The 21085-nt window shown below is 50.3% G+C and carries 16 protein-coding genes; 8 read left to right on the forward strand and 8 right to left on the reverse strand.

Annotated elements, in window-relative coordinates:
* Positions 1-2: 2 nt before the first annotated feature.
* Both NT073_RS19905 and NT073_RS19910 read left to right on the forward strand, forming a co-directional pair.
* Positions 3-1274 carry a right-handed parallel beta-helix repeat-containing protein gene (locus NT073_RS19905; RefSeq protein WP_297376893.1) on the forward strand — a complete coding sequence of 424 codons (1272 nt, stop codon included), beginning with the start codon at positions 3-5 and terminating at the stop codon, positions 1272-1274.
* Positions 1275-1359: 85 nt separating this feature from the next.
* The gene (locus tag NT073_RS19910; protein ID WP_297376895.1) at positions 1360-2382 is read left to right on the forward strand and encodes a phytase; all 1023 of its coding nucleotides are present in this window, start codon (positions 1360-1362) and stop codon (positions 2380-2382) included.
* Positions 2383-2427: 45 nt separating this feature from the next.
* Here the strand turns inward: NT073_RS19910 and NT073_RS19915 are convergent, their stop codons facing one another.
* Positions 2428-3210 (reverse strand): UDP-2,3-diacylglucosamine diphosphatase, encoded by a 783-nt coding sequence (locus NT073_RS19915; RefSeq protein ID WP_297376897.1) that lies wholly within the window; start codon positions 3208-3210, stop codon positions 2428-2430.
* A gap of 130 nt (positions 3211-3340) precedes the next feature.
* Here NT073_RS19915 and NT073_RS19920 point away from each other — a divergent pair, with 130 nt between their 5' ends.
* The 3 genes from NT073_RS19920 (at position 3341) to NT073_RS19930 (ending at position 6560) form a co-directional block, all read left to right on the forward strand.
* Complete coding sequence (locus tag NT073_RS19920; RefSeq protein ID WP_297376899.1) at positions 3341-4663, forward strand: hypothetical protein; 1323 nt, start codon at positions 3341-3343, stop codon at positions 4661-4663.
* Between the two features lie 87 nt (positions 4664-4750).
* On the forward strand, positions 4751-5521 hold the full coding sequence (locus NT073_RS19925; RefSeq protein WP_297376902.1) for a hypothetical protein: 771 nt from the start codon (positions 4751-4753) through the stop codon (positions 5519-5521).
* A 136-nt stretch (positions 5522-5657) separates the two neighbouring features.
* Positions 5658-6560: a Nif3-like dinuclear metal center hexameric protein gene (locus tag NT073_RS19930; protein ID WP_297376904.1), complete on the forward strand. Its 903-nt coding sequence runs from the start codon at positions 5658-5660 to the stop codon at positions 6558-6560.
* Positions 6561-6671: 111 nt separating this feature from the next.
* On the opposite strand, the gene bioB is transcribed toward NT073_RS19930, so the two are convergent.
* The 7 genes from bioB to NT073_RS19965 all read right to left on the reverse strand — a co-directional run bounded on the left by bioB (position 6672) and on the right by NT073_RS19965 (position 14749).
* Positions 6672-7664, reverse strand: coding sequence for a biotin synthase BioB (gene bioB / locus NT073_RS19935; protein ID WP_297376907.1), 993 nt, complete (start codon positions 7662-7664; stop codon positions 6672-6674).
* Positions 7665-7771: 107 nt separating this feature from the next.
* Positions 7772-8959 (reverse strand): acyltransferase family protein, encoded by a 1188-nt coding sequence (locus NT073_RS19940; protein ID WP_297376909.1) that lies wholly within the window; start codon positions 8957-8959, stop codon positions 7772-7774.
* A 118-nt stretch (positions 8960-9077) separates the two neighbouring features.
* Positions 9078-10277: an AraC family transcriptional regulator gene (locus tag NT073_RS19945; protein WP_297376910.1), complete on the reverse strand. Its 1200-nt coding sequence runs from the start codon at positions 10275-10277 to the stop codon at positions 9078-9080.
* 103 nt (positions 10278-10380) lie between these two features.
* Complete coding sequence (gene sppA, locus NT073_RS19950) at positions 10381-12150, reverse strand: signal peptide peptidase SppA (protein ID WP_297376911.1); 1770 nt, start codon at positions 12148-12150, stop codon at positions 10381-10383.
* 119 nt (positions 12151-12269) lie between these two features.
* A complete protein-coding gene (locus NT073_RS19955) occupies positions 12270-12872 on the reverse strand; it encodes an inorganic pyrophosphatase (protein WP_297376913.1) in 603 nt (200 codons plus the stop codon).
* 50 nt (positions 12873-12922) lie between these two features.
* Positions 12923-13918, reverse strand: coding sequence for a glycosyltransferase family 2 protein (locus NT073_RS19960; RefSeq protein ID WP_297376915.1), 996 nt, complete (start codon positions 13916-13918; stop codon positions 12923-12925).
* Positions 13919-14002: 84 nt separating this feature from the next.
* Complete coding sequence (locus NT073_RS19965) at positions 14003-14749, reverse strand: methyltransferase (protein ID WP_297376917.1); 747 nt, start codon at positions 14747-14749, stop codon at positions 14003-14005.
* Between the two features lie 593 nt (positions 14750-15342).
* Between NT073_RS19965 and NT073_RS19970 the strand changes: the two genes are divergently transcribed.
* From NT073_RS19970 to NT073_RS19980, 3 genes are read left to right on the forward strand one after another with little or no spacing between them, the layout of a single operon-like run.
* Positions 15343-18432, forward strand: coding sequence for a TonB-dependent receptor (locus tag NT073_RS19970; protein ID WP_297376919.1), 3090 nt, complete (start codon positions 15343-15345; stop codon positions 18430-18432).
* Between the two features lie 18 nt (positions 18433-18450).
* Entirely contained in the window at positions 18451-19893 is a 1443-nt protein-coding gene (locus NT073_RS19975; protein ID WP_297376921.1) for a RagB/SusD family nutrient uptake outer membrane protein, read from the forward strand.
* Positions 19894-19929: 36 nt separating this feature from the next.
* Positions 19930-21063, forward strand: a complete 1134-nt coding sequence (locus NT073_RS19980; protein ID WP_297376923.1) for a glycoside hydrolase family protein — start codon at positions 19930-19932, stop codon at positions 21061-21063.
* Positions 21064-21085: the final 22 nt, after the last annotated feature.

Genomic DNA, 21085 nt, shown 5'->3' on the forward strand with positions numbered 1-21085 from the left:
CCATGAAGAAAGTACTAATCCTGGCCGCATTTTCGGCGGCATTGCTGGCTGGTTGCTCCAAAAGCTCCGATACGACCACTACCGTTACGCCGACACCGGTTCCGGTGGTAAAAGAAGCTGTTTCGGGCGATGTGTCCGGCACCTGGGCCAAAGGGAGTACCTACAAAATTACCGGGCATTTACAGGTGCCTACCAGCCAGTCGCTGGTGATTGAAGAAGGCGTAAACATCGTATTCAGTGACTCGACCGTTAAGCCGGAGTTGATCGTCCGGGGAAATCTTTACGTGATGGGTACATCGGCAAGTCCAGTGAAATTTACGGTGCCTGATGCCTGGAAAACAACGGCCAACCAATGGGGTAACTTATGGGGCGGTATCATTGCCGCGCCAACCTGTGCTGAAATGCTGATCGACAACGCCATTCTTGAATACGGGGGCGCCGTAACGACCGAAAGCTCACCCTCGGTGAAAGCCGGTCTGTATAAAGCTACCGCCGGAAGTCACGTACCGGCCGTCAACTATTCCAATGTGAACGGTAAACTGGTGATTGTCAATAGCCGATTGAATAACCAGAACGAAGACGGTTTTTATGTTGAAGGCGGTAAAGTGATCATTGCCAACAACAAAATCTACACACAGGGCGTCTCAGGTGGCGATGCCATCAATATTAAATCGGGTGTTCAGGCCGATGTGGCCTTCAACCTGGTTTATAGCCCAAACACAAACGCCCTAAAGCTCTCGAATGCCGGCGACCGCTCGCCACAAGCGTACATTGTTGCGTATAACAACACGATTGTGAACGCGGGCTGGCGCCGACCAACGATCAAAGGCGGTTCGATTTGGGTAGAACTGGGCGTACGGGCCGATTTGTACAACAACCTGCTGGCCAATGACCGATTCGGTTTTAAGCGTGATCCCAAGAATGCGGAGGATGCTCGCTCGAAGGTCAGCAATAACCTGTACTACGGCTATACGCAGGATGGCGTTACGGGTTTCCAACCCACAACCGAAATCCTGGCCGGTACCAGTGATATCATCAGCAAAACCGTTGGCGATAACGATCCAAAATTTGTGAATTACCCACTTTCGACCGATTCTAAAAACGCGGTGTTCAACACAGCCTGGGATTTCCGACTACAGAGCGGTTCGCCAGCTGTTGGCAAAGGCACATCGAGCTTCACGCGGTTGTATGCCGACGGACTTTCGTTTGCGAATGGTACACTGTATAAATCACCAGCTCCATCAACGACCATTGGTGCTTTTGGAACCAACTAAGTGAGCGGCAACTAATCAAAACCGGGTTACGCTGAGTAGAACCATGAAATTCACTCGGCGTAATTCGCTGGAATACTCTTTATACATGAAACATCAACTGCCGTTACTTTTTATCTTTTTTTTAGTTGCCTGCCAGTCAACAGCCCAGAAAGTTGTTCAGCCGGTTTTTATTACGGATACCGTCCGGCATGACACCGACGACCCCGCTATCTGGATTAACCCAGCCGATCCGGCTAAAAGTCTCGTTATTGGAACAGATAAGGATCAGGACGGCGGTTTGTATGTCTTTGATCTGAAAGGCAAGATTGTGCGTGAGGTTCACGACCTCAAACGTCCCGACAATGTTGACGTGGCTTATGGGTTGATGCTGGGCGGCAAACCCACCGATATTGCCGTTACAACCGAACGATTTACGCACAAGCTCCGGATTTTCTCGCTACCCGACATGAAACCCGTAGACAACGGTGGCCTCGACATGTTTGTGGGCGAAACCGGGGAAGGGTTTCGGGATTTGATGGGCATTTCGCTCTATACAAATCCAAAAGGTATTCTTTATGCTATGGTAGGTCGCAAATCCGGCCCGACAGATGGTTCATACATTGGCCAATATCAACTCGAAGACGATGGTGCCGGACAGATTAAGGCTTCGCTGATCCGGAAGTTCGGTCAGTACAGCGGCAAAAAGGAAATCGAATCCATCGCCGTGGATAATGAGTTGGGCTTTGTTTATTATTCCGATGAAGGCGTTGGTGTCCGGAAGTACTATGCTGACCCTGAGAAAGGGAGTCAGGAATTAGCGCTTTTTGCAAAAACAGGCTTTGCTGAAGACCATGAGGGTATTTCTATCTACAAAACAGGTCCCAAAACCGGCTATATCCTGGTATCGGACCAGGGAGCCAATCAGTTCCATATCTTCAAACGCGAAGGAGAACCGGGCAACCCGAATGAACACAAACTTCTTAAAATCGTTAAAGTAGCGGCCCAGGTAAGCGACGGCTCCGACGTCACGAACGTGCCTCTTGGCAAGCAGTTTCCCCACGGTCTGTTCGTGGTCATGTCTGAAGGTAAAACCTTTCACTATTACCGCTGGGAAGACATTATTAAATGATATAGGATGTATTTCTTTCGCGTTAGATACGTCTTGCATCATACATCATTTTACCGCCCACGTTTTCAGGCTTAACTCGCTTCCGTTGAATACGGCGTAGGTTTTGGCAAATACCCATTCGCCGAGATTTATGTATCGGCTCGATGGCGTAACGGCCAGATCGAGCGGCAAATGGCGGTGACCAAAAATATAATAGTCGTGGTGCTGCCTGGCTTCTACTTCACGGCAGTACTGCATGAGCCATTCCCGGTCTTCGCCCAGGAAATGATCCTCCCCTTTCTCCTGATTACTCAGTCGGCTTCGGCGCGACCACGCCTGAGCCAACCCAACACCCAGGTCGGGGTGTAGCCAGCGAAACAGCCCGCGGGCCAGTCTGCTCTCAAACACCGTTTTCAGGCGTTTATAGATGAAATCGCCGGGACCAAGGCCATCGCCGTGGCCGATAAAAAACTGTTTGCCGTTGATGTCGTACCGGCGCGGGTTTCGATAGACAGGAATACCCAACTCCTTAGTGAAGTAGTCGTTCATCCACATATCGTGATTACCGGTGAAAAGGATAATCCGCGTACCAGCATCGGTAAGTTCCGCCAGCTTTCCCTGCAACCGGATAAATCCTTTGGGGATGGTGTGCTTGTATTCAAACCAGAAATCAAATACATCACCTACCAGAAAAATCACATCAGCATCGTGTCGGATAGCGTCCAGCCAGGCTACCACGGCCCGTTCCCGGTCGAGGCTCTGCTGGATGGACGGCGTACCGAGGTGAAAATCGGACGCAAAATAAACGTTACGGCCAGTGGCAAGCGAAATGGTTTCGATATCAGACATGCATACAGGAATTCGACCGTAAAACTACACAACGATTACCGTTCACTCAGTGAACCGGACCAGATGTCGATAAAAAATACATCTTTAATCCTCCCCTTTCGTTCATGGGGCGCTTAATCTCTTTCGACAGATGAGTGGTCTATTTCGAACGCTATCCATCGCGCTATTGCTGACATGGCCGGGCTATCGGCTTCAGGCTCAGCAATCGGCACAGCTGATTGCTGAGCTGGATTCTATTCATAGAAGAATTCTGAATACCTCCTGTGCGAACCAACAGGTGATATCCAACAGAGCCATGAACCTGTATCTGTCTGACAGGGTTGGGAGTTACCTCGCTGACTACAAAAACCTCTCATTTTACAAAAACTACGTTACCTTCAACACAAGGGACGGCGTCTTTTCACTGAATCACAACTTCTTTCAGGCAACCGGTGTCGACGAACCCGTAAGGTCATTTCTTGTCGTGGGTGTTAAAGCCAATGTCATGAACGCCCTGGCGTCGACCTTTACGGATAAGCCGTTTAGGAATGAATTGGGCGCTACGCTGAAAAAAGCCTGGATTGGAAAACCTAAAACCACGATAAATAATTGCCGGGAGAAAAACCTGATGGATACGAAGCGATCATCTATATTAAACTTGCTCAAACGTGAGATCGAAAACAAAGAAGCCGACTTCATTAAATCTATTGACTCACTTAAACAGGAAGGCCTTTCTGATTCGACTCTGGCTCACATCAAAGCGGAATTGAGTCAGAACTTCTATGCTGGTTTACGAGATGAGTTCTCGCGAAGGTTTGCTTCTTTACAATACCTTGAACTGGCTGAAACTGCACGGTATAAGCAGATTACTACGCATTGGACAACCCTCAACGCATACTTACCCTTTATCCTCCAGCGCTATACCGTAGCCAGTTCATTCGCTCAAGTGGCGGAAACCAAAAAAAACTATCCGTTTGAGCTTTCACTTATTCATACACGATTTTGGGAGTCAAAAAAAAGGGGTAGGCTATTTCTTTCCTTCGAGGGCCGTATTGTCCTGAACAATTCTATACAGAGTTTTTCAAGAGAAACTATCAGCTATAGTCAGTATACAAGTTTAGGGGGACTTGACACGCTTACCCTAAAACAGCGGGCAATCCGATCACTCTACATTGGCGACTACGCTTCTTTCCTCACACCCGGCGCAAAGATCAGCTTTGTTTACTACCCGGCAGAGTCGCACATTGGCCTGAGTTCATCGCTTGAACAAAATATGGGCACTTACCGCGCTTTAAACTGGACGATTGGTATCCCGGTCGTATTGATTGACAAAGCCGGAGCCCCATCGGCCAATTTTGAGTTTCAGCTTAACTATTCTGACGTTACTCGTTCTTTTCTACCCGGACGGAAAACGAGTGACCGCCTTAGTATTGGGCTGACCATTGCCGTTCCTTTCAGTAAAATCATTTATTGACAAGCTGTGTCTGTGCGACAAAAACATCTACACTACTCATCTGGTATGTAAGAAAACGCTAATTTTGGGCTTTCTCAAAATCATCCCATGAAAATCAAATCACTGATACTGGCTTTTCCGGTTTTGTGTCTAGCCTGCAGCAGCCCCGCTCCTACTACCGATCCTGCTAACCAAATGGACGCCAGCCCGGTAGTGGCTAAACAAGTCGCTGGTGTCAATGCACTATCGACCGATGCTAACTACGACGAACCATGTACCCTACTCGGGGAAGAGTATGTTCGCCGAACATTTAATCTGGACGAAACAACGAAACTGGAAGAATCGATCGAGCATTCCGGTTGTGGCTTTGAATGGGCTGGCAACAAAGTTGTTGTGTCGTTCGGTGGTAAACGCCCCTACTCGTCTACCTTCCTGGCCGAGTATATCTTTGATAAACAGTTTCAGGGTAAGCCAGCCCTTGCCATGACGGAGCCGGTTGAAACGGCCAATGATTCGACCATCAGCGGTCCTGAAACAGAAGGTACCAACGCGGAGACGTCTGCTGAAACAACCGTACCGGAAGAGACAAAACACACGACAGCCGACAACCACCCCCAACATGCTGGTGTTACATCCGCAGCGCCAGCCCTTACCGGCCATGCAGTGAGCACGGGTCACTTTGAAGCAGTTTCGAACATTGGTGATAAAGCCGTTTGGGATGCATCAACGGGTGCTATGCACGTTTTATATAACAATCACATCATCAGTGTTACTGTTGAGTCGAAAGACAAAGCCGATGTTAAGAAAGAGCGTGCTCAAAGTCTGGCCGAAGTTTTAATCGATAAGATCGCTGAGAACGAATACACGAAGCGGTTGTAAATGGCATTTCGACACAAAAAAGGGTAGCGGGCGTTGTCTGCTGCCCTTTTTTGCGTAAATGACCGTCCCAATCAAACCAGTTTTGACATCAACTCTTTCACGCTTAACACTCGTTAACCAAAACTACCCAATGACTATGCAGGAACTATCCGGCAGACGAGAATTTGTACGTGTAATGACGAAAGCGGTCGGGGGGTCTTTCCTTCTTCCTACCTTTTCCCTTCATCACCCAGCCCCTCGTGAGCAGCAAGTGTTTACCGTTGGCCAGATTATGGAGTTAATCCTTAAAACGATTCCCGGCGCTCCCTTTCCCAAAACGGTTGATACGCTGAAATCAGGTACGTCGTCTCAAAAGGTGACGGGAATTGTTTCCACAATGTTTGCAACGGTCGATGTTATTGAGAAAGCGATTGCTGCCGGGGCGAACTTCATCATTGCTCACGAACCAACGTTTTACAACCATGCCGACGAGACGGACTGGCTTGAGAACAGCGACGTTTATCGCTATAAGCATAACTTACTGACAAAGAATGGGATTGCACTCTGGCGTTTTCACGACTACCTCCACTCCCACCGCCCAGATGGCATCCAGGCGGGTATGTTGGCAACTCTGGGATGGACAACGTATGCCAGTGCGGCTAACTCACACGTGTTGACCATGCCTGCTACCCCATTGAGCCAACTCATCAGCCACGCGAAAAGTAAACTGGAAATCAAACAGCTGCGGGTTGTGGGTGACCCAGGCCAATCCTGTCAGCGAATTTTATTTATGCCAGGTGCATCGGGTGGGCGGAGCCAGATAACCGCAATTGAAAAAGAAAAACCAGACGTCATTTTTTGCGGAGAAACCAGCGAATGGGAAACACCCGAGTATGTCCGTGACGCCCGGCGTCAGGGCAAAAAATTAGCTCTGGTTATTCTGGGCCACATCATGAGTGAAGCGGCCGGTATGGAATGGGTCGTTTCCTGGCTAAAGCCCCAACTGCCCGGCGTTAAAATTTCATACATACCCTCAGGTAACGAATTTACGTATCTGTAACGGGGAATAGTGACTGAAGCTGGAAGGCGTGCTACGGTTTCAACCGTAGCACGCCTTCACAAACAAACCCCTTGTTAGACGATTCTGCCTAGTAAAGGTCAAGCTATCAACTTATACGGGTATTTGCTCAAAAACAACGGCAGGCTGACTGGCGTCTTTGAAGGCTTTTCGAGGACGGATATTCAGGGTCTGGAAAAGTTGCTGATCGGCGTCCTCGTTCGGGTTTGGCGTTGTTAGGAGTTTATCCCCGGCAAAGATGGAGTTGGCTCCGGCGAGGAAGCACAGCGCTTGCTCTTCGGTATTCATTCGTACCCGCCCGGCCGACAGTCGGACCATGGCTTTTGGCATGATGATACGAGCCGTGGCTATCATCCGAATCATTTCCCAGACCGATACTCGTGGCTGGTCTTCCAGGGGTGTACCCTCTACCGGTACCAGTGCATTGACTGGCACCGATTCGGGATGTTGCGGCAGTGTTGCCAGCGTATGCAGCATACCAATCCGGTCGTGGTCCGACTCGCCCATGCCAATAATACCACCGGAGCAAACAGATATACCGGCTTTACGGGCGTGGCCCAGCGTATCCAATCGGTCATCGTACGTGCGGGTACTGATAATATCTCCGTAGAACTCTTCGCTGGTATCGAGGTTGTGATTGTAGGCGTACAGGCCAGCGTCTTTCAGTTTCTGAGCCTGGGTTTCGGTGAGCATTCCAAGAGTGCAACACACTTCGAGTCCCATCTCATTGACGCCATGTACCATGTCGAGTACTTTATCAAAGTCGCTGTTGTCGCGCACTTCGCGCCAGGCTGCGCCCATGCAAAAACGGGTACTGCCAGTATCTTTAGCGCGTTGAGCGGCCGTCAGCACCTCATCCACCTCCATCAGCTTGTGTACCTTCACGGCGGTATGATACCGCGCAGCCTGCGGACAGTAAGCACAGTCTTCCGGGCAGCCACCCGTTTTAACCGACAGTAAGGTGCAGACCTGTACTTCCTGCGGATCATGATGTTGACGATGAACTGTGGCGGCCCGGTACATCAGGTCCAGCACGGGCGAATTATAGATTTCGGCGATTTCAGCGCGAGTCCAATCGGTACGCATGGATTTACTTTTTTAATGATAAGCTCCTAAAAAAGGAGCAGTGAAACGCGTTAGCCTAATGGCTATGAGTTATCAAAAATCGCAAATCAAATGTCATAAACCAACAATCATTTTAACCCAAAGAATACTCTCATCAACTTAAACGGCCGGATCAGTAACATATAGATAGCGATACAGACAAGAAGTGTGGCAAAGCTGATGACAAAAAAACCACTGTAAAGACCTAACGATGTTTGGGTTATGATATAATACCCAACGAGTACGATAACCGTTTGATGCAGGATATAGAAGGGATAAACGGCTTCGTTCAGGTGCGGCAAAATCGGATGATTCACATTAAGATACCGATACCCATAGGCAACAGTGGTTAACACCGAAAACCACGTCAACCCAAGTCGATTAAAGCTAAACAATGTAGTCAGTAGTTTCGATGCCTCAACGGTATCGTCACTGATCAAGGCTCGGGAACCATACATAATGATCGTACAGATCACCGTAGCCGCCAGGAAGTAAAGACGCTGGTCGGTGATGATCTGCCAGAAACTTTTTCGGCTGATCAGGATAAAACCGAGCCAGAAGAGCAGCAGGTTATTCATGAAATAAGCCCAGTCATTTATCAGCGCGTGGGTTTCGTGGGGAAAGAATCCGCCAAGAACCACATCATTCAGCAGTAAAAAGCCAACGAGCCAGAGTGCTCCACCGGGCCGGGCAATAAGCCGACCGATCCGATCGACGAAACGCTGGCCCGACTCGCGTTTTAGCCACTGAAACACAGGAATACTTATCAGTGAATACAGAAATAGGTAACAGACAAACCAGAGATGATGCCAGCTAAAGGCACCACCCGTGCCGCCATCTTCGTACGGTTGGAAGTTGAAAACTTCGGGGTAAAACGCCAGATAACTACCGGAAAATCGTCCCCTAAACAGCCACTCAATGTAGATTTGAGGGGGTACGATTACGAACATGCCAAAAACCAGCGGCACAAACAATCGCCGGACGCGCTCACCAGCATAGGCACCATACGAGCGTTTTTTCAGGGCAAAGAAGGTACCGGCTCCTGAGATAAAGAATAATAACGGCATCCGCCAGCGATGCAGCCACCGCATCACGACTTCCATTGGTACGCTATGTTCAGCACTTTTTATATGCCAGTTCCACGACACGTAAATCATGCCGGTATGGTAGAATAGCAGGGTCACAATGGCAATTACCCTGAGCCAGTCGAGGTCATGACGCCGGGTAGAAATCGCATTTATTACTGATGAAGTAGCTGGAGCTGAGGTTGGATGCATGATTTTTTGCTTTACGGGGTTGATGCAGCAAAGGTGCGCTCCAGAGGCTTTACAAGCCCTATTTCCCGACGAGTAAGCACTTCGCGCCTATCGGGACGAACTAATAATATCTGCTACCCTACCGCTCGGCCCCCTGCCCAAGCCCTTTTACCCGAAACTGCGCCGGTGTCTGGTTGGTCAATCGTTTGAAGGCTGTATGGAAAGCAGACGGCGAATTGTATCCCACCCGTTCGGCAATTTCATCGATTTTCAGGTTACTGGTAGCCGGTTCACTCAGTAATTGCCGGGCCTCGGCAATACGGTACGCAGCCAGCCAGTCGAAGAACGTTTGCCCCAGTCGGTCGTTCAGCAACTGCGACAGATGATGCGGACTGGTATCTAACCGGGCGGCCAGTTTCGGTAATGACAGATCACTGTCGAGGTAGGGTTTCTCCGTTTCGAGCAGGCGAGCGAGTTTACGTAAAACGGCATCTTCGACCTCTTCAGACAGCGCCGATTTCTCATATTTCTTTTTTGGTTCCGCAAGGGACTCTTCCGCAAAGACCGTTTGTTCGGGTTGTGCCGTGTTCAGCAAAAAATCCGACTCCTGCATTACCAGAAAACTGATTGCGTAGATGGTAGCAGCCATATACGTAGCCAGCAGATAATCGCCTACATCGTGGTAAAACTGAGGTTTTACCAGCACGATCAGGAAGGGTACTAATGCGAAGAGCAAACTTAATAAGCGTAATGACGTATGTATTGAGGAGTCCGTTTTTTTACCCGCTGTGCGATTAGCCGTTCGAATGGTCAGGAGAGCCAGCGCGGCATATACCACACAGCTGAGCAGTGTCAATTCATTAATAAAATCGCGCAGACCCGTAAAATCATCAGACCAGTAGGGCTCTTGGTGAATGAAAGGCAATTCGGGATGTTGCGCGTTTATGTAGGCATTGTATTTGACCTCCAGCGGCTGATAATGCCAGGTTACTGAGTTCACCAGCCAGATAGCGAAGGGCAACAAGTGCCATCCCCAACGAAGCGGCAACCGTTGCCAGAGTCGGCTGTAAATAAAAAAATAGAATAACGGCCCCAGCGCAAAATTGAAAGGCTCAGCAAAATCGCTGGTCCACAATGCCCTAAATGTGTAGTTCGTATAGTTTAGGAATATTTCACCACTGACCGCTGAAAGCGCCAGTGTAAAAAAACCCAGACAGCGATTTCCTACGCTTTTCGACCGCAGACCGGTTAAGAAAAAAACACCAAGAAAAATCCCCTGGGCTACACCCAGAAAGATGATGAGGGCAAACAGGTCAAGATGTATAGGAAGGGTCTGCATCAGGATAACGTTGCTGATTGCAAGGTAAACAAAAAGGCCTATACACCGGGCCACTAGGGGTGGCTTTAACGCGTACAGGCCTGAATCAGGTACGTAAAACGAGTTATCGAATGTCTACTTCGAAAGGCAATCGCATCTGAATACCCTGCATCGTTTTGAGTTTTTTCAGGTACTTCACATACGGAGCCAGTTCACCAAGCTGAGCCTGAATCTTCGCATCTTCGTCATTACCGAACGACATCATCAACTGCTCGAAGAACTCCTTTTTGCGGGGCTGATACTTTAGTTTGTAATCACCCTCTTTCAGTTTAGCCGTTTGAGCCGCCAGTTTTACAGCGTCGTCAAGTCCGCCAAGCTGATCGACCAAGCCAATGGCTTTTCCCTGCGAGCCCGTCCAGACGCGGCCACCGGCAATGGCCCGAAGGCTGTCAATCGGCAGTTTTCGTCCGGCTGCGGCTTTGCCCGTAAACTCGGCATAGATTCGTTCAGTAGCCCGCTGCATCGTCTGCTTCTGGAAGGGTGTCATTTCATGCGTACCCGTCGGGAAGTCAGCGTTGGTATTGGTTTTTACCCGGTCGTAGGTGACACCGAGTTTGTCTTTAAAGAAATTCTCGGTGTTGAACAGCAACGAAAAGACGCCAATAGAGCCCGTTATGGTGTTTGGCTGAGCTACAATTTTGTCGCAGCCCATCAGCATATAATACCCGCCAGAAGCCGCATAGTCGGACATAGATCCAATAACAGGCTTACTTTTTCGGGCAAGCTGCACTTCGCGGTACATCACATCCGACGCCAGAGCACTGCCTCCGCCAGAGTTGACCCGTAACACAATCGCTTTTACTTTATCGTCGAGACGGGCTTTCCGAAGTTCTTCCACGATCGTCTCGGAGCCAATGCTATTCTCGCCACTCTTGCCCGACTGAATATCACCCGAAGCCACAATGACGGCAATCCGGCTTGAGCCCGTCCCTTCCGACTCTGCATCAACTTTTTCCGAATTTTCGTATTTGCTCAGCGATACGTAGTTGATCTTTTTCTTCTCGTCGACGCCCAGTTGCTTCTTCATAACGCTTTCCAGCTCATCCTGATAACCGATGTTGGTCACAAGTTTTGTACGAAGTGCATCGGCGGGTTTCTGGATGGTCAACTCATCGGCATAGCGTTTGAGCGAATCGACCCGCAGGTTCCGGCTCTGCGCTATCCGAACCAGCATGTGGTCGTTTACGGAGTTCAGAAACGAGTTTACCTGTTTCCGGTTAGGATCGCTCATATCTTCGCGGATAAACGGCTCTACGGCACTTTTAAACTCGCCTACTTTGAAGATTTCGGGTTTGATGCCCAGTTTATCGAGGGTTCCTTTAAAGAAAGAAAGTTCGGCATTCAAGCCGTTCCATTCCAGATCGCCCGCCGGATTCAGGTATATTTTATCGGCAACCGATGCGATGTAGTACCCTTTTTCGGTCATCGTTTCGGCATAGGCATAGACAAATTTTTTCGACTGTTTAAAGTCGATCAGTGCGTTACGAACCTCTTCGAGAGATGCCCAGCCAGCCGCCGGACTTTCCGTTTGCAGGTAGATCCCTTTGATTTTGTCGTCGTCTTTTGCCTCTTTCAGCGTCTGCTTTAATTCGATAAGTCCAATGGCATCTCCACCGCCACTTATGGGTCCGAATCCCTTGAACGGATTATCGACACTCCGCTCTTCGATCGGCTTGTCCAGGTCTAACTTTAAGACGGTGTTTTCTTTAACGGTTGTTTTTTTATCCGAAGATGACAAGGCCGTTCCTAATCCTATAAGGAGTAAAAAGCCTACAAAGGAAAACAACAGCAGGCCAACGATTGTAGCCAGAACATATTTAAGAAACTGTCGCATGAATTATAATTAATGTAAAGCCTTTACAAATCGGGCTATATACAAATATAGCCCGGAAGTAAGTTTCCGGGCTATAAAAATGTTAAGTACGCGAAAATAGCGGACGAATGGTGTAAACCTTACATCAGCTTATAATCGTTGATCGAGGTCTGAATTACTTCCCAGGCTTCTTCCTGCCCGTAGATGTTGGCCAGTTCCATCACTGCCGGTTCGTCGGGCAGGTTTTTGTAGGTCATGAAGTAATGGCGTAACCGTTTTACAACGCCTTCGGGCAGTTGAGCCAGTTCTGTAAACTGACCGTACATAGCATCTCCTTTCAGCACGGCGATAATTTTATCGTCTGCTTCGCCTTTGTCGATCAACCGGAAACCACCAATGGGGATAGCCTGTAAAATAAGGTCACCGTGGGTAATTTCACGTTCCGTCAGAACGCAGATGTCGAGGGGATCTCCATCGCCCAGTTCAACTGTCCGGCCGGATTTTTCACTGGCCAGGCGGGCAATCTGTTCACCACAAAAGGTTTGTGGAATAAAACCGTACAAGGCTGGTAGAACGTTGGAATATTGCTGAGGCCGGTCAATTTTGAGGTAGCCAGTTGTTTTATCGATTTCATACTTAACGGTATCCGTCGGTACGATTTCGATAAAGCACGTTACTTGTTTGGGCGCTAACTCGCCAATTGAAATACCGTGCCAGGGATGGGCTTTAAAATTACTCTTCATTGGTTGGTTGTATTACTAATTTATTCTATTGATTGAAAAAGAAAAGCCGTTTAAACCGGCACATTTTGGTCAGTAAATCCTATCTTTTCGGCTACCAGTTGATCTGTTGAGCGATTTAAGCTCTGGCGAACGAGCATTTCGCCCAGAAAACCTGCCAGAAACAATTGCACGCCAAGAATAATCGCAACAAGGCCGAAGAAGAACAGTGGGTTGTCGGTCACATTTCGAAACTTCTCCCCCTTTGAAATATTGATAAGCTTCTCGATAATGAGCCAGATGGCAAGTACCGAGCCGATAAAAAAGGACAGCGTCCCAAAGGTTCCAAAGAAATGCATGGGCCGTTTGCTGAACCGATGGACAAACCCTATTACGAGTACATCCAGAAAGCCGTTCACAAAACGCTCCAAACCAAATTTGGTAGTACCATATTTCCGGGCCCGGTGCTGCACAACTTTCTCCCCAATGCGGCTAAATCCATCCCAGTTGGCTACAATGGGCAAATTCCGGTGCATATCGCCATACAGCGACGGTGCAATGGTTTTGACTACTTTTTGCCGATAGGCTTTTAGGCCGCAGTTAAAATCGTGCAGTTGTACCCCGGATATCCAGCGCGAAACAGCATTGAACAGCTTGGTAGGCAGCGTTTTGGTGATCGGATCGTATCGCTTCTGCTTCCAGCCCGAAACAAGATCGTATTTCTCCGCCGTAATCATTCGGTACAGCTCCGGTATTTCGTCCGGGCTATCCTGTAAATCGGCGTCCATGGTAATGACCACCTGTCCCCGAACGGCCAGAAAGCCGGTTTGTAAGGCCGCCGTTTTACCATAATTTCGATTAAATCGGATGCCCCGCACATTCGGGTTACCGCCTGCTAACTGCTCAACAACGTTCCATGAATTATCCGTACTGCCATCATCGACGAACAGGATTTCGTAGGTATACTGGTGCTCCGTCACGACCCTTACAATCCAGTCGTGCAGTTCGGGCAGCGACTCATCTTCGTTGTAAAGCGGAATCAAAACGGTTAGTTGAAGCGGTTCTGGCATATATATTCTAAACGCAAGGTCGAACCGCACGGGCGGCCCCACGCCGAAACAGGCGCAAAGATTTTTGCAAAGGTCGCAGAGTTTTCAGAAAATCAGGTAAAAATCCCGGAGTAATGCCCGAAAATCTGATGAATACGTTTCTTTTGACTGTGATTTCGCCTGATCGGCCACATCAGCACGCTCATAAATTATCAGCATTTCTTCTTCAGGTCTCCTTTCTGTATACGAATAGCCGCTCACAACCCGAAATGCGGGCTTTTGAGCGTTGTGCCGTAAAGACAGGCGTTTAAAGGCATATAGACCTGCTTTTCGGGCAATTTCGGCCAATAAATCTGTTTCATAAGGCGGCAGCAACACCCACCATTGCCCCGTTGGCTTCATCAGCCTGACAACAGTTTCGACTAATTCGGGAAAAGGTAAGTCGCCGGTATGCAAAGCCCGGTTAACGGCCGCATCCGTTGAACGAAGGTGATTGGTATAAAACGGCGGATTGGTCAGAATCCGATCATACCGAATAGCGGGCCGGTAATCCTGTATACGACCCTGCATAACCTGAATCCGGTCAGCGAACGGGCTGGTCCCTACGTTTTGGGTAGCCTGACTGTAGGCGGCATCATCTATTTCAACCGCATCGATATTAGCCATTGGATTTCGTTGGGCAGCCATAAGCGCCAGTAAACCCGTACCGGTTCCAATGTCCAGCAGGTGTGTCACCCGATCAGTTGTCTCATCGCCATTAACATCAGCGTAGGCTCCCAATACGCAGGCGTCCGTGCAGACTTTCATAGCCGTACGATCCTGCTGAATGGTGAATTGCTTAAATGAGAACATACATGGACCGAAATTTTGCCACAATCTAACGAGTATACAGATTTTCTGTAAAACCCGATTAATTGAATTCTTGCCCCTTCTTCTCTAACCGGCAGTGATCAGACAGGGGGTAACGTGGTTCCTGCTGACAAAAAAAGTAAATAAGGCGCCTACTACAAACTGGTACTCAACCAAAATCAAAATTTCAATACACGTTTATTCCCTGACCGTGCTTGTGATACTTGACCAAATGGAGGCATTTCCGTTGTCTGCAATGGTCTCCATAGTTCCAGAACAGACCTAAGTTATTTTGCAATAAATCAAGAAATACAACCAAGCAAACAATTTATTTATTCACCCCAATTTGGGAGCGTTCCCAAAAAATGGGAGCGTTCCCACTAAGAAATATTAATACCGGAACCAACATATTGCACTATACTTGACAATAATTGTGCTCTATTAAGATTAGAAGCGAAATAAGTAGCACCTTACTGAACAATTACGTCTAGCCGATCAGATAATCTTTCGCTGTAATGAGTGCTGACTTGACTCAACGACGATCAGCTTGAATTGTATTTTTCAATTAAAACCCTTTAAACTACCCCGCACTGCTTATGCCATTTTCTACCACTAGTTCAGTCCAGTCAAAAATCGGGTGGCTCGTATGCCTGCTGCTCGTCTTGGAGCTGTCCGCGCTGGCCCAATCAAAGCGGCCCGTTACGGTCAGCGGTTTGGTTACATCAGTTGAAAGTAGCCAGGGAGTACCCGGCGCCAACGTTATGGTTAAAAACACCCAGCAAGGTACTACGACCAATGCCAACGGTGAGTTTACGCTGGCGGCTCCGGCAGGTTCGCTCGTGCTGATCGTTTCGTCGATTGGCTACCAGACGCAGGAAGTACCGGTTTCGGGCCAGAGCAAGCTAACCATCGCCCTGCAACCGGATAATCGTTCATTGAACGAGGTCATCGTTGTAGGCTACGGTACGGTAAAGAAGAGTGACCTGACCGGCTCGGTTTCGTCAGTGAGAGCTGCTGAACTAAAACAAACACCGATTGCCAATTTCGTTCAGGGCCTTCAGGCCCGGGCTTCGGGGGTACAGGTTACCCAGAACTCAGGCGCACCGGGGGGTAGCATCAGCGTTCGCATTCGGGGCAATAACTCGATCAGCGGCAGCAGCGAACCGCTCTATGTGGTCGATGGATTCCCCATAGCCGGGGGCGACAACCCGGTGGCAGGGGGCGGCAGCGGACTCGGGAATGACAATGGCAACCGGCTCTCGGTGCTATCGACGCTGAACCCCAATGATATAGAGTCAATGGAGGTACTGAAAGATGCCTCGGCCACCGCTATTTACGGTACGCGCGGAGCCAATGGCGTCGTACTGATTACAACCAAACGGGGAAAAGCCGGAAAAACCCGCGTAAGCTACGATGGCTATTACGGGCAGCAGCAAATCCGGAAAACGCTGGATGTGATGAATGCCACGCAGTTTGCACAATACGAAAACGAAATTGCCGGCACACCACTCTACCCCAACCCCGATCAGTTAGGGAAGGGCACCGACTGGCAGTCACTTATTTTCCGGAAAGCGCCAATGCAGAGTCACCAGCTGTCCGTATCGGGCGGCAACGAGCGCTCGCAGTTTGCACTGTCGATGAATTATTTCGATCAGGACGGGATCATCATCAACTCCAACTTCAAGCGGGGATCGGTGCGGGTCAACCTGGACAATACGATCAATAAAAACTTTAAAATAGGCACGAGCCTGACGTATACCTACTCCGTTAATAATGGGGCCATTACCGCCACACTGGGCGATGGAGGTCCGTCGGGAGGAATTATTCTGTCGGCCCTTACCGCTCCGCCCGTCTTTTCACCCTATAATGCCGACGGCACACCGACTATTTTCACGAACCGCTACCTGGACCTCAACAACCCCATTGCGCTGGCTACGGAGGTGCTGAACCGAAATACGACCCGTCGGTTTCTGGGCAACATCTTTGCCGACTGGACTATTACCAATGGCTTAACCTACCGGGCCTCGTTTGGGGGCGACCTTGTGACGGATACCCGCGACTCGTACGTTACCCGCAACATCCGGGCCGGTTCGCAGGTGAACGGCATTGGTGGTAAAGGAAATGCCAACACCAATACGGTACTGCACGAGAGTCTGCTGAATTACCACCGGCTGTTTGGGACGCATGACGTAAATCTGACCGGCGTATTTTCGACCCAGGGTCAGGCACAAACCTCCGATGCCATGACCGGCCAGCAGTTTCCCAACGATCTTGTGTTGAACAATAACCTCTCGCAGGCGTCTATTCTAACCATTGCCAGCAACAAACAAGCCTGGCGCTTAGATTCATACACCGGTCGGATCAATTATAATTATAAAAGTAAGTACCTGCTGACGCTGACGGGTCGTGTCGACGGCTCAAGCCGGTTTGGCAACAATAACAAATATGGCTTTTTCCCTTCAGTAGCGGGGGCCTGGCGGGTGTCGGAAGAAGGATTTATGCATGGACAGCAGGTGTTGAGTGATCTGAAGCTTCGGGCCAGTTTTGGTATAACGGGCAACGCCGATATTCCCCTTTACAACTCCTTATCGCGACTCAATTCGGTTGGTAATTACAATTTCAATAATGTGCGTACCATTGGGATTGCTGCGGCCAACATTAGCAACCCCGACCTGAAATGGGAGAAAAGTGCGCAGGCCGATATCGGGCTGGATTTCGGCTTGCTAAACAACCGGATTCAGGTAACGGCCGATGTGTATTACAAAAAAACAACGGATCTGCTGCTGTCGCGGACCATTCCGCTCTCGTCGGGCTTTGGGTCGGTATTTGGCAATTTCGGCTCGGTCGAGAACCGGGGCATTGAAGTAACTGTCAATGCGGGTGTACTGAATGGCCCACTGAAGTGGGATATTAACGGCAACATATCGGCCAACCGCAATAAGCTCACGCTCATCGACGGAACCCGTACCGAAATTATTCCCGGTGGTGGCGATGGCTCCATTGGCGCTTTCACCAATAACAGCATCCTGCGGGTAGGCGCGCCCATCGGTTCATTCTATGGGTATGTCTTCGATGGTATTTACCAAACCGGCGACAACATCCCGACGGGGCGCATTCCGGGCAATATCCGCTATCGTGACCTGAATGGCGACGGAGCCATTTCGGGAGCCGATCAGACCATTATCGGCAACCCGAACCCAAACTATATCTTCGGCATCAACAATACCCTGAAGTACAAAGGCTTCGACCTGAGCCTGTTCGTACAGGGTGTACAGGGCAATCAGATCTTTGCCGTGTCGAGAGTCCGGCTGGAGGCCGGGGCGGGTACCATCAATCAGTACGCCAGCTACGTAAACCGCTGGACACCCACCAATCCGTCGAACGAGTACCTGAAAGCCTCGACGGGGCAGCGGGTCAACCAGTCCGACATTCACATTGAAGATGGCTCATTTGTTCGCTTCAAGAACATAACCCTCGGTTACACGATCCCTGCCGTTGGCAAACTGGCCTGGTTAGCGAATTCGCGGGTGTATGTGAGTGCCAACAATTTCGCTACCCTGACCAGGTATTCGGGCTATGACCCGGAGGTAAACACCGCCGGGCAGAACAACCTCAACCTCGGCGTGGACAACATCGGGTTCCCCGTGTCCAAGTCGTTCATTGCTGGTCTTCAACTCAACTTCTAACCGTAGCCAACACCGATCATGAAATTTACCCGTATCAGTTCCTTTCTGGGGATGACCTTTTTGCTGGCGCAACTGAGTGCCTGTCAGTTAACCGAAACGCCCTATTCCTTCGTTTCGCCACAGCAGTTTTATACCTCGGCTTCCGATGCCGAAGCGGCTCTGACAGCTGCTTATACGCCCGTCACCGATCTGTACGGCCGGGTGGGTACGCAATTGCCCGACTACTCCGCCGATCAGTCGTTTCCGAGGGCCGTCGTCGGCCGCGACCAACTGACGGTGTTCTCCTACGATGCCACCATGGACCTGATTGGTGGCTACTGGCAGCATTGCTTTAACGGGATTAACCGGGCCAATCAGGTACTCGATAATGTCCCGAAGATCGCGATGGACGATACCCGAAAGAAGCAGATTCTGGCCGAAGCCTATTTTTTGCGCGGGCTGTACTACTTCCACCTCGTTAAAACCTTTGGCGAAGTCCCTATCAAACAGACTAGTACCAAAGATATAGCGTCGACGGAAGCCCCCAAAAGCAAAGTTGAAGATGTGTATGCGCTTATTGTCAAGGATTTTGAACAGGCGATGAAAGATCTGCCCGCCACGCCGAAAGACCGGGGCCGGGCGGCAATCGGGGCCGCTCAGGGCTTGCTGGCAAAAGCACACCTGTATGCCGGAAACTGGGCGAAAGCGGCCGAAAATGCCCAGGCTGTTATCCAGTCGAACCGCTACAGCCTGATGCCCAATGTACTGGACCTGTACAATCCACTGAAAGAGGATGCGGCCCGGACAGAGCAGATTTTTGCGGCTGAATATTCAGCCCTGAGTGGGCTGAACGGGTCCGATCTGGTGGGTTTTTATGCTCCGGCCAATTCGCCCCCGGTTTTCTCGAAAACGGCTTTTGGTTCAGCCTTCGGCTATATGTCGTTCTACAATTCGTTCAATCCCGTCGATAAGCGTCGGCAATTGCTCGATACGGCCTACGTTAATTCAGCCGGCAAGCTGATTGGTCAGGCAGATGCTACGCTGAAAGACCGGGTGATTATCAAGAAGTTTCTGGACCCCAACTCCAACGGAGCCAACGGCGAAAACAACTTCCCGATTCTGAGACTGGCCGACGTGTACCTCATTGCGGCCGAGGCCGAAGCGCGGCAGAATGGCCCGACAGCCGTAGCCTATACCGCCATCAACACCGTTCGTCGGCGGGCGGGCATCCCCGACCTGACGCCGGGCCTGGGCAAAGATGCGTTTATCGAAGCCGTGCTGCAGGAACGGTCTTGGGAGCTATTCGTCGAAGCCGATCGATGGTATGACCTCACCCGCACGGGCAAATTCAAGATGGTGGCCAATGTGCTAAACTCGTACTATCCGTCGAGGCCGGTCCAGGACAAGCACCGATACTTTCCCATCCCGAACGTGGAAGTGCTGAGCAATTCAAAACTGGAGCAAAATCCAGCCTGGAAATAACCGAACATTCCTTACCCTATTCCCTTGTTGTCAACTATGACAGACCGACGCACGTTTCTGGCTTCTGCCGCCGGGTTGTTCCTGACGGGCTCCGCTATGGGGGCACTCGGGCACAACCCGACCCGCCAGAAGTCCGATACCCTCGATCTTAACGCGCTGATGCAGCCCATACAACCCCGTTCAATCCTGCGCGACCCCGACTGGTTTATCTGGGGCGGTGGCATGGTACGCACTGCCGACGGCGTTTGTCATATGCTGTTTGCCCGCTGGCCCCGTAAAGAAGGGTTCAATGCTTGGGTGACGCACTCCGAAATTGCCCACGCCACCAGCAACGACCCACTTGGTTCCTGGACCGTGACGGGCTCGATTTTTGAGCGCCGACCCGGCTTCTGGGATGCGGATAACCTGCACAACCCGCTGATCCAGGAATTCGACGGCAAGTATTACCTCTATTACTCGGGCAATTTCGGTCCACGCAACGGCACCAAAGACGGCTGGTGGATTCACCGGAACAACCAGCGGCTGGGGGTAGCCGTTGCCGACCATCCGGCCGGTCCGTGGAAACGCTTCGACAAGCCGCTGCTCGACAGAACCCCCGGCTCCTTCGATGGGTTGCTGGTCAATAGCCCCACCGTAGCCCGCAGCCGGGCCGGGCAATACGTGATGGTTTACAAAGGCGTGAGTGAGGGGCCTATGCCGTTTGGCGGCAAGGTTAGGATGGGACTGGCTACAGCAACAAACCCGCTGGGTCCCTGGAAAAAGGAGAACATAACCCTCTTCGATCATCCGACGGAGCCGTTTCCAACCGACGATAACTTCATTTGGTATCAGCCAACTGGGAACGGCGAGGGCCGCTTTTACGCCATTGTGAAAGACTATCGGGGCTTTTACACCAAGCAGGCCCGTCCGGGTTCAGTAGAAAAAGAGTCACTGGTACTGTTTACGTCTGAAACCGGACGCGACTGGACATTGGCCGCCCATCCCTTTGTGTCGGACTTTCACCTGCGCTGGGCCAACGGGTCTGTCAGCGACCGGCTCCACCGGCTCGATCAGCCGCAAGTCTGGCTCGAAAACGGCAAACCATCGGTGCTGTTTCTGGCCGTGAAAGCAAAAGATGACGCCGATGACTCAGATATATCGTACAACATTCAGATTAAGCTAAAATCCTGACATAGCCGAGGGCGCTATCGTA

Origin of the sequence: Spirosoma sp., assembly GCF_026391055.1 — a bacterium.
Lineage (GTDB): Bacteria > Bacteroidota > Bacteroidia > Cytophagales > Spirosomataceae > Spirosoma.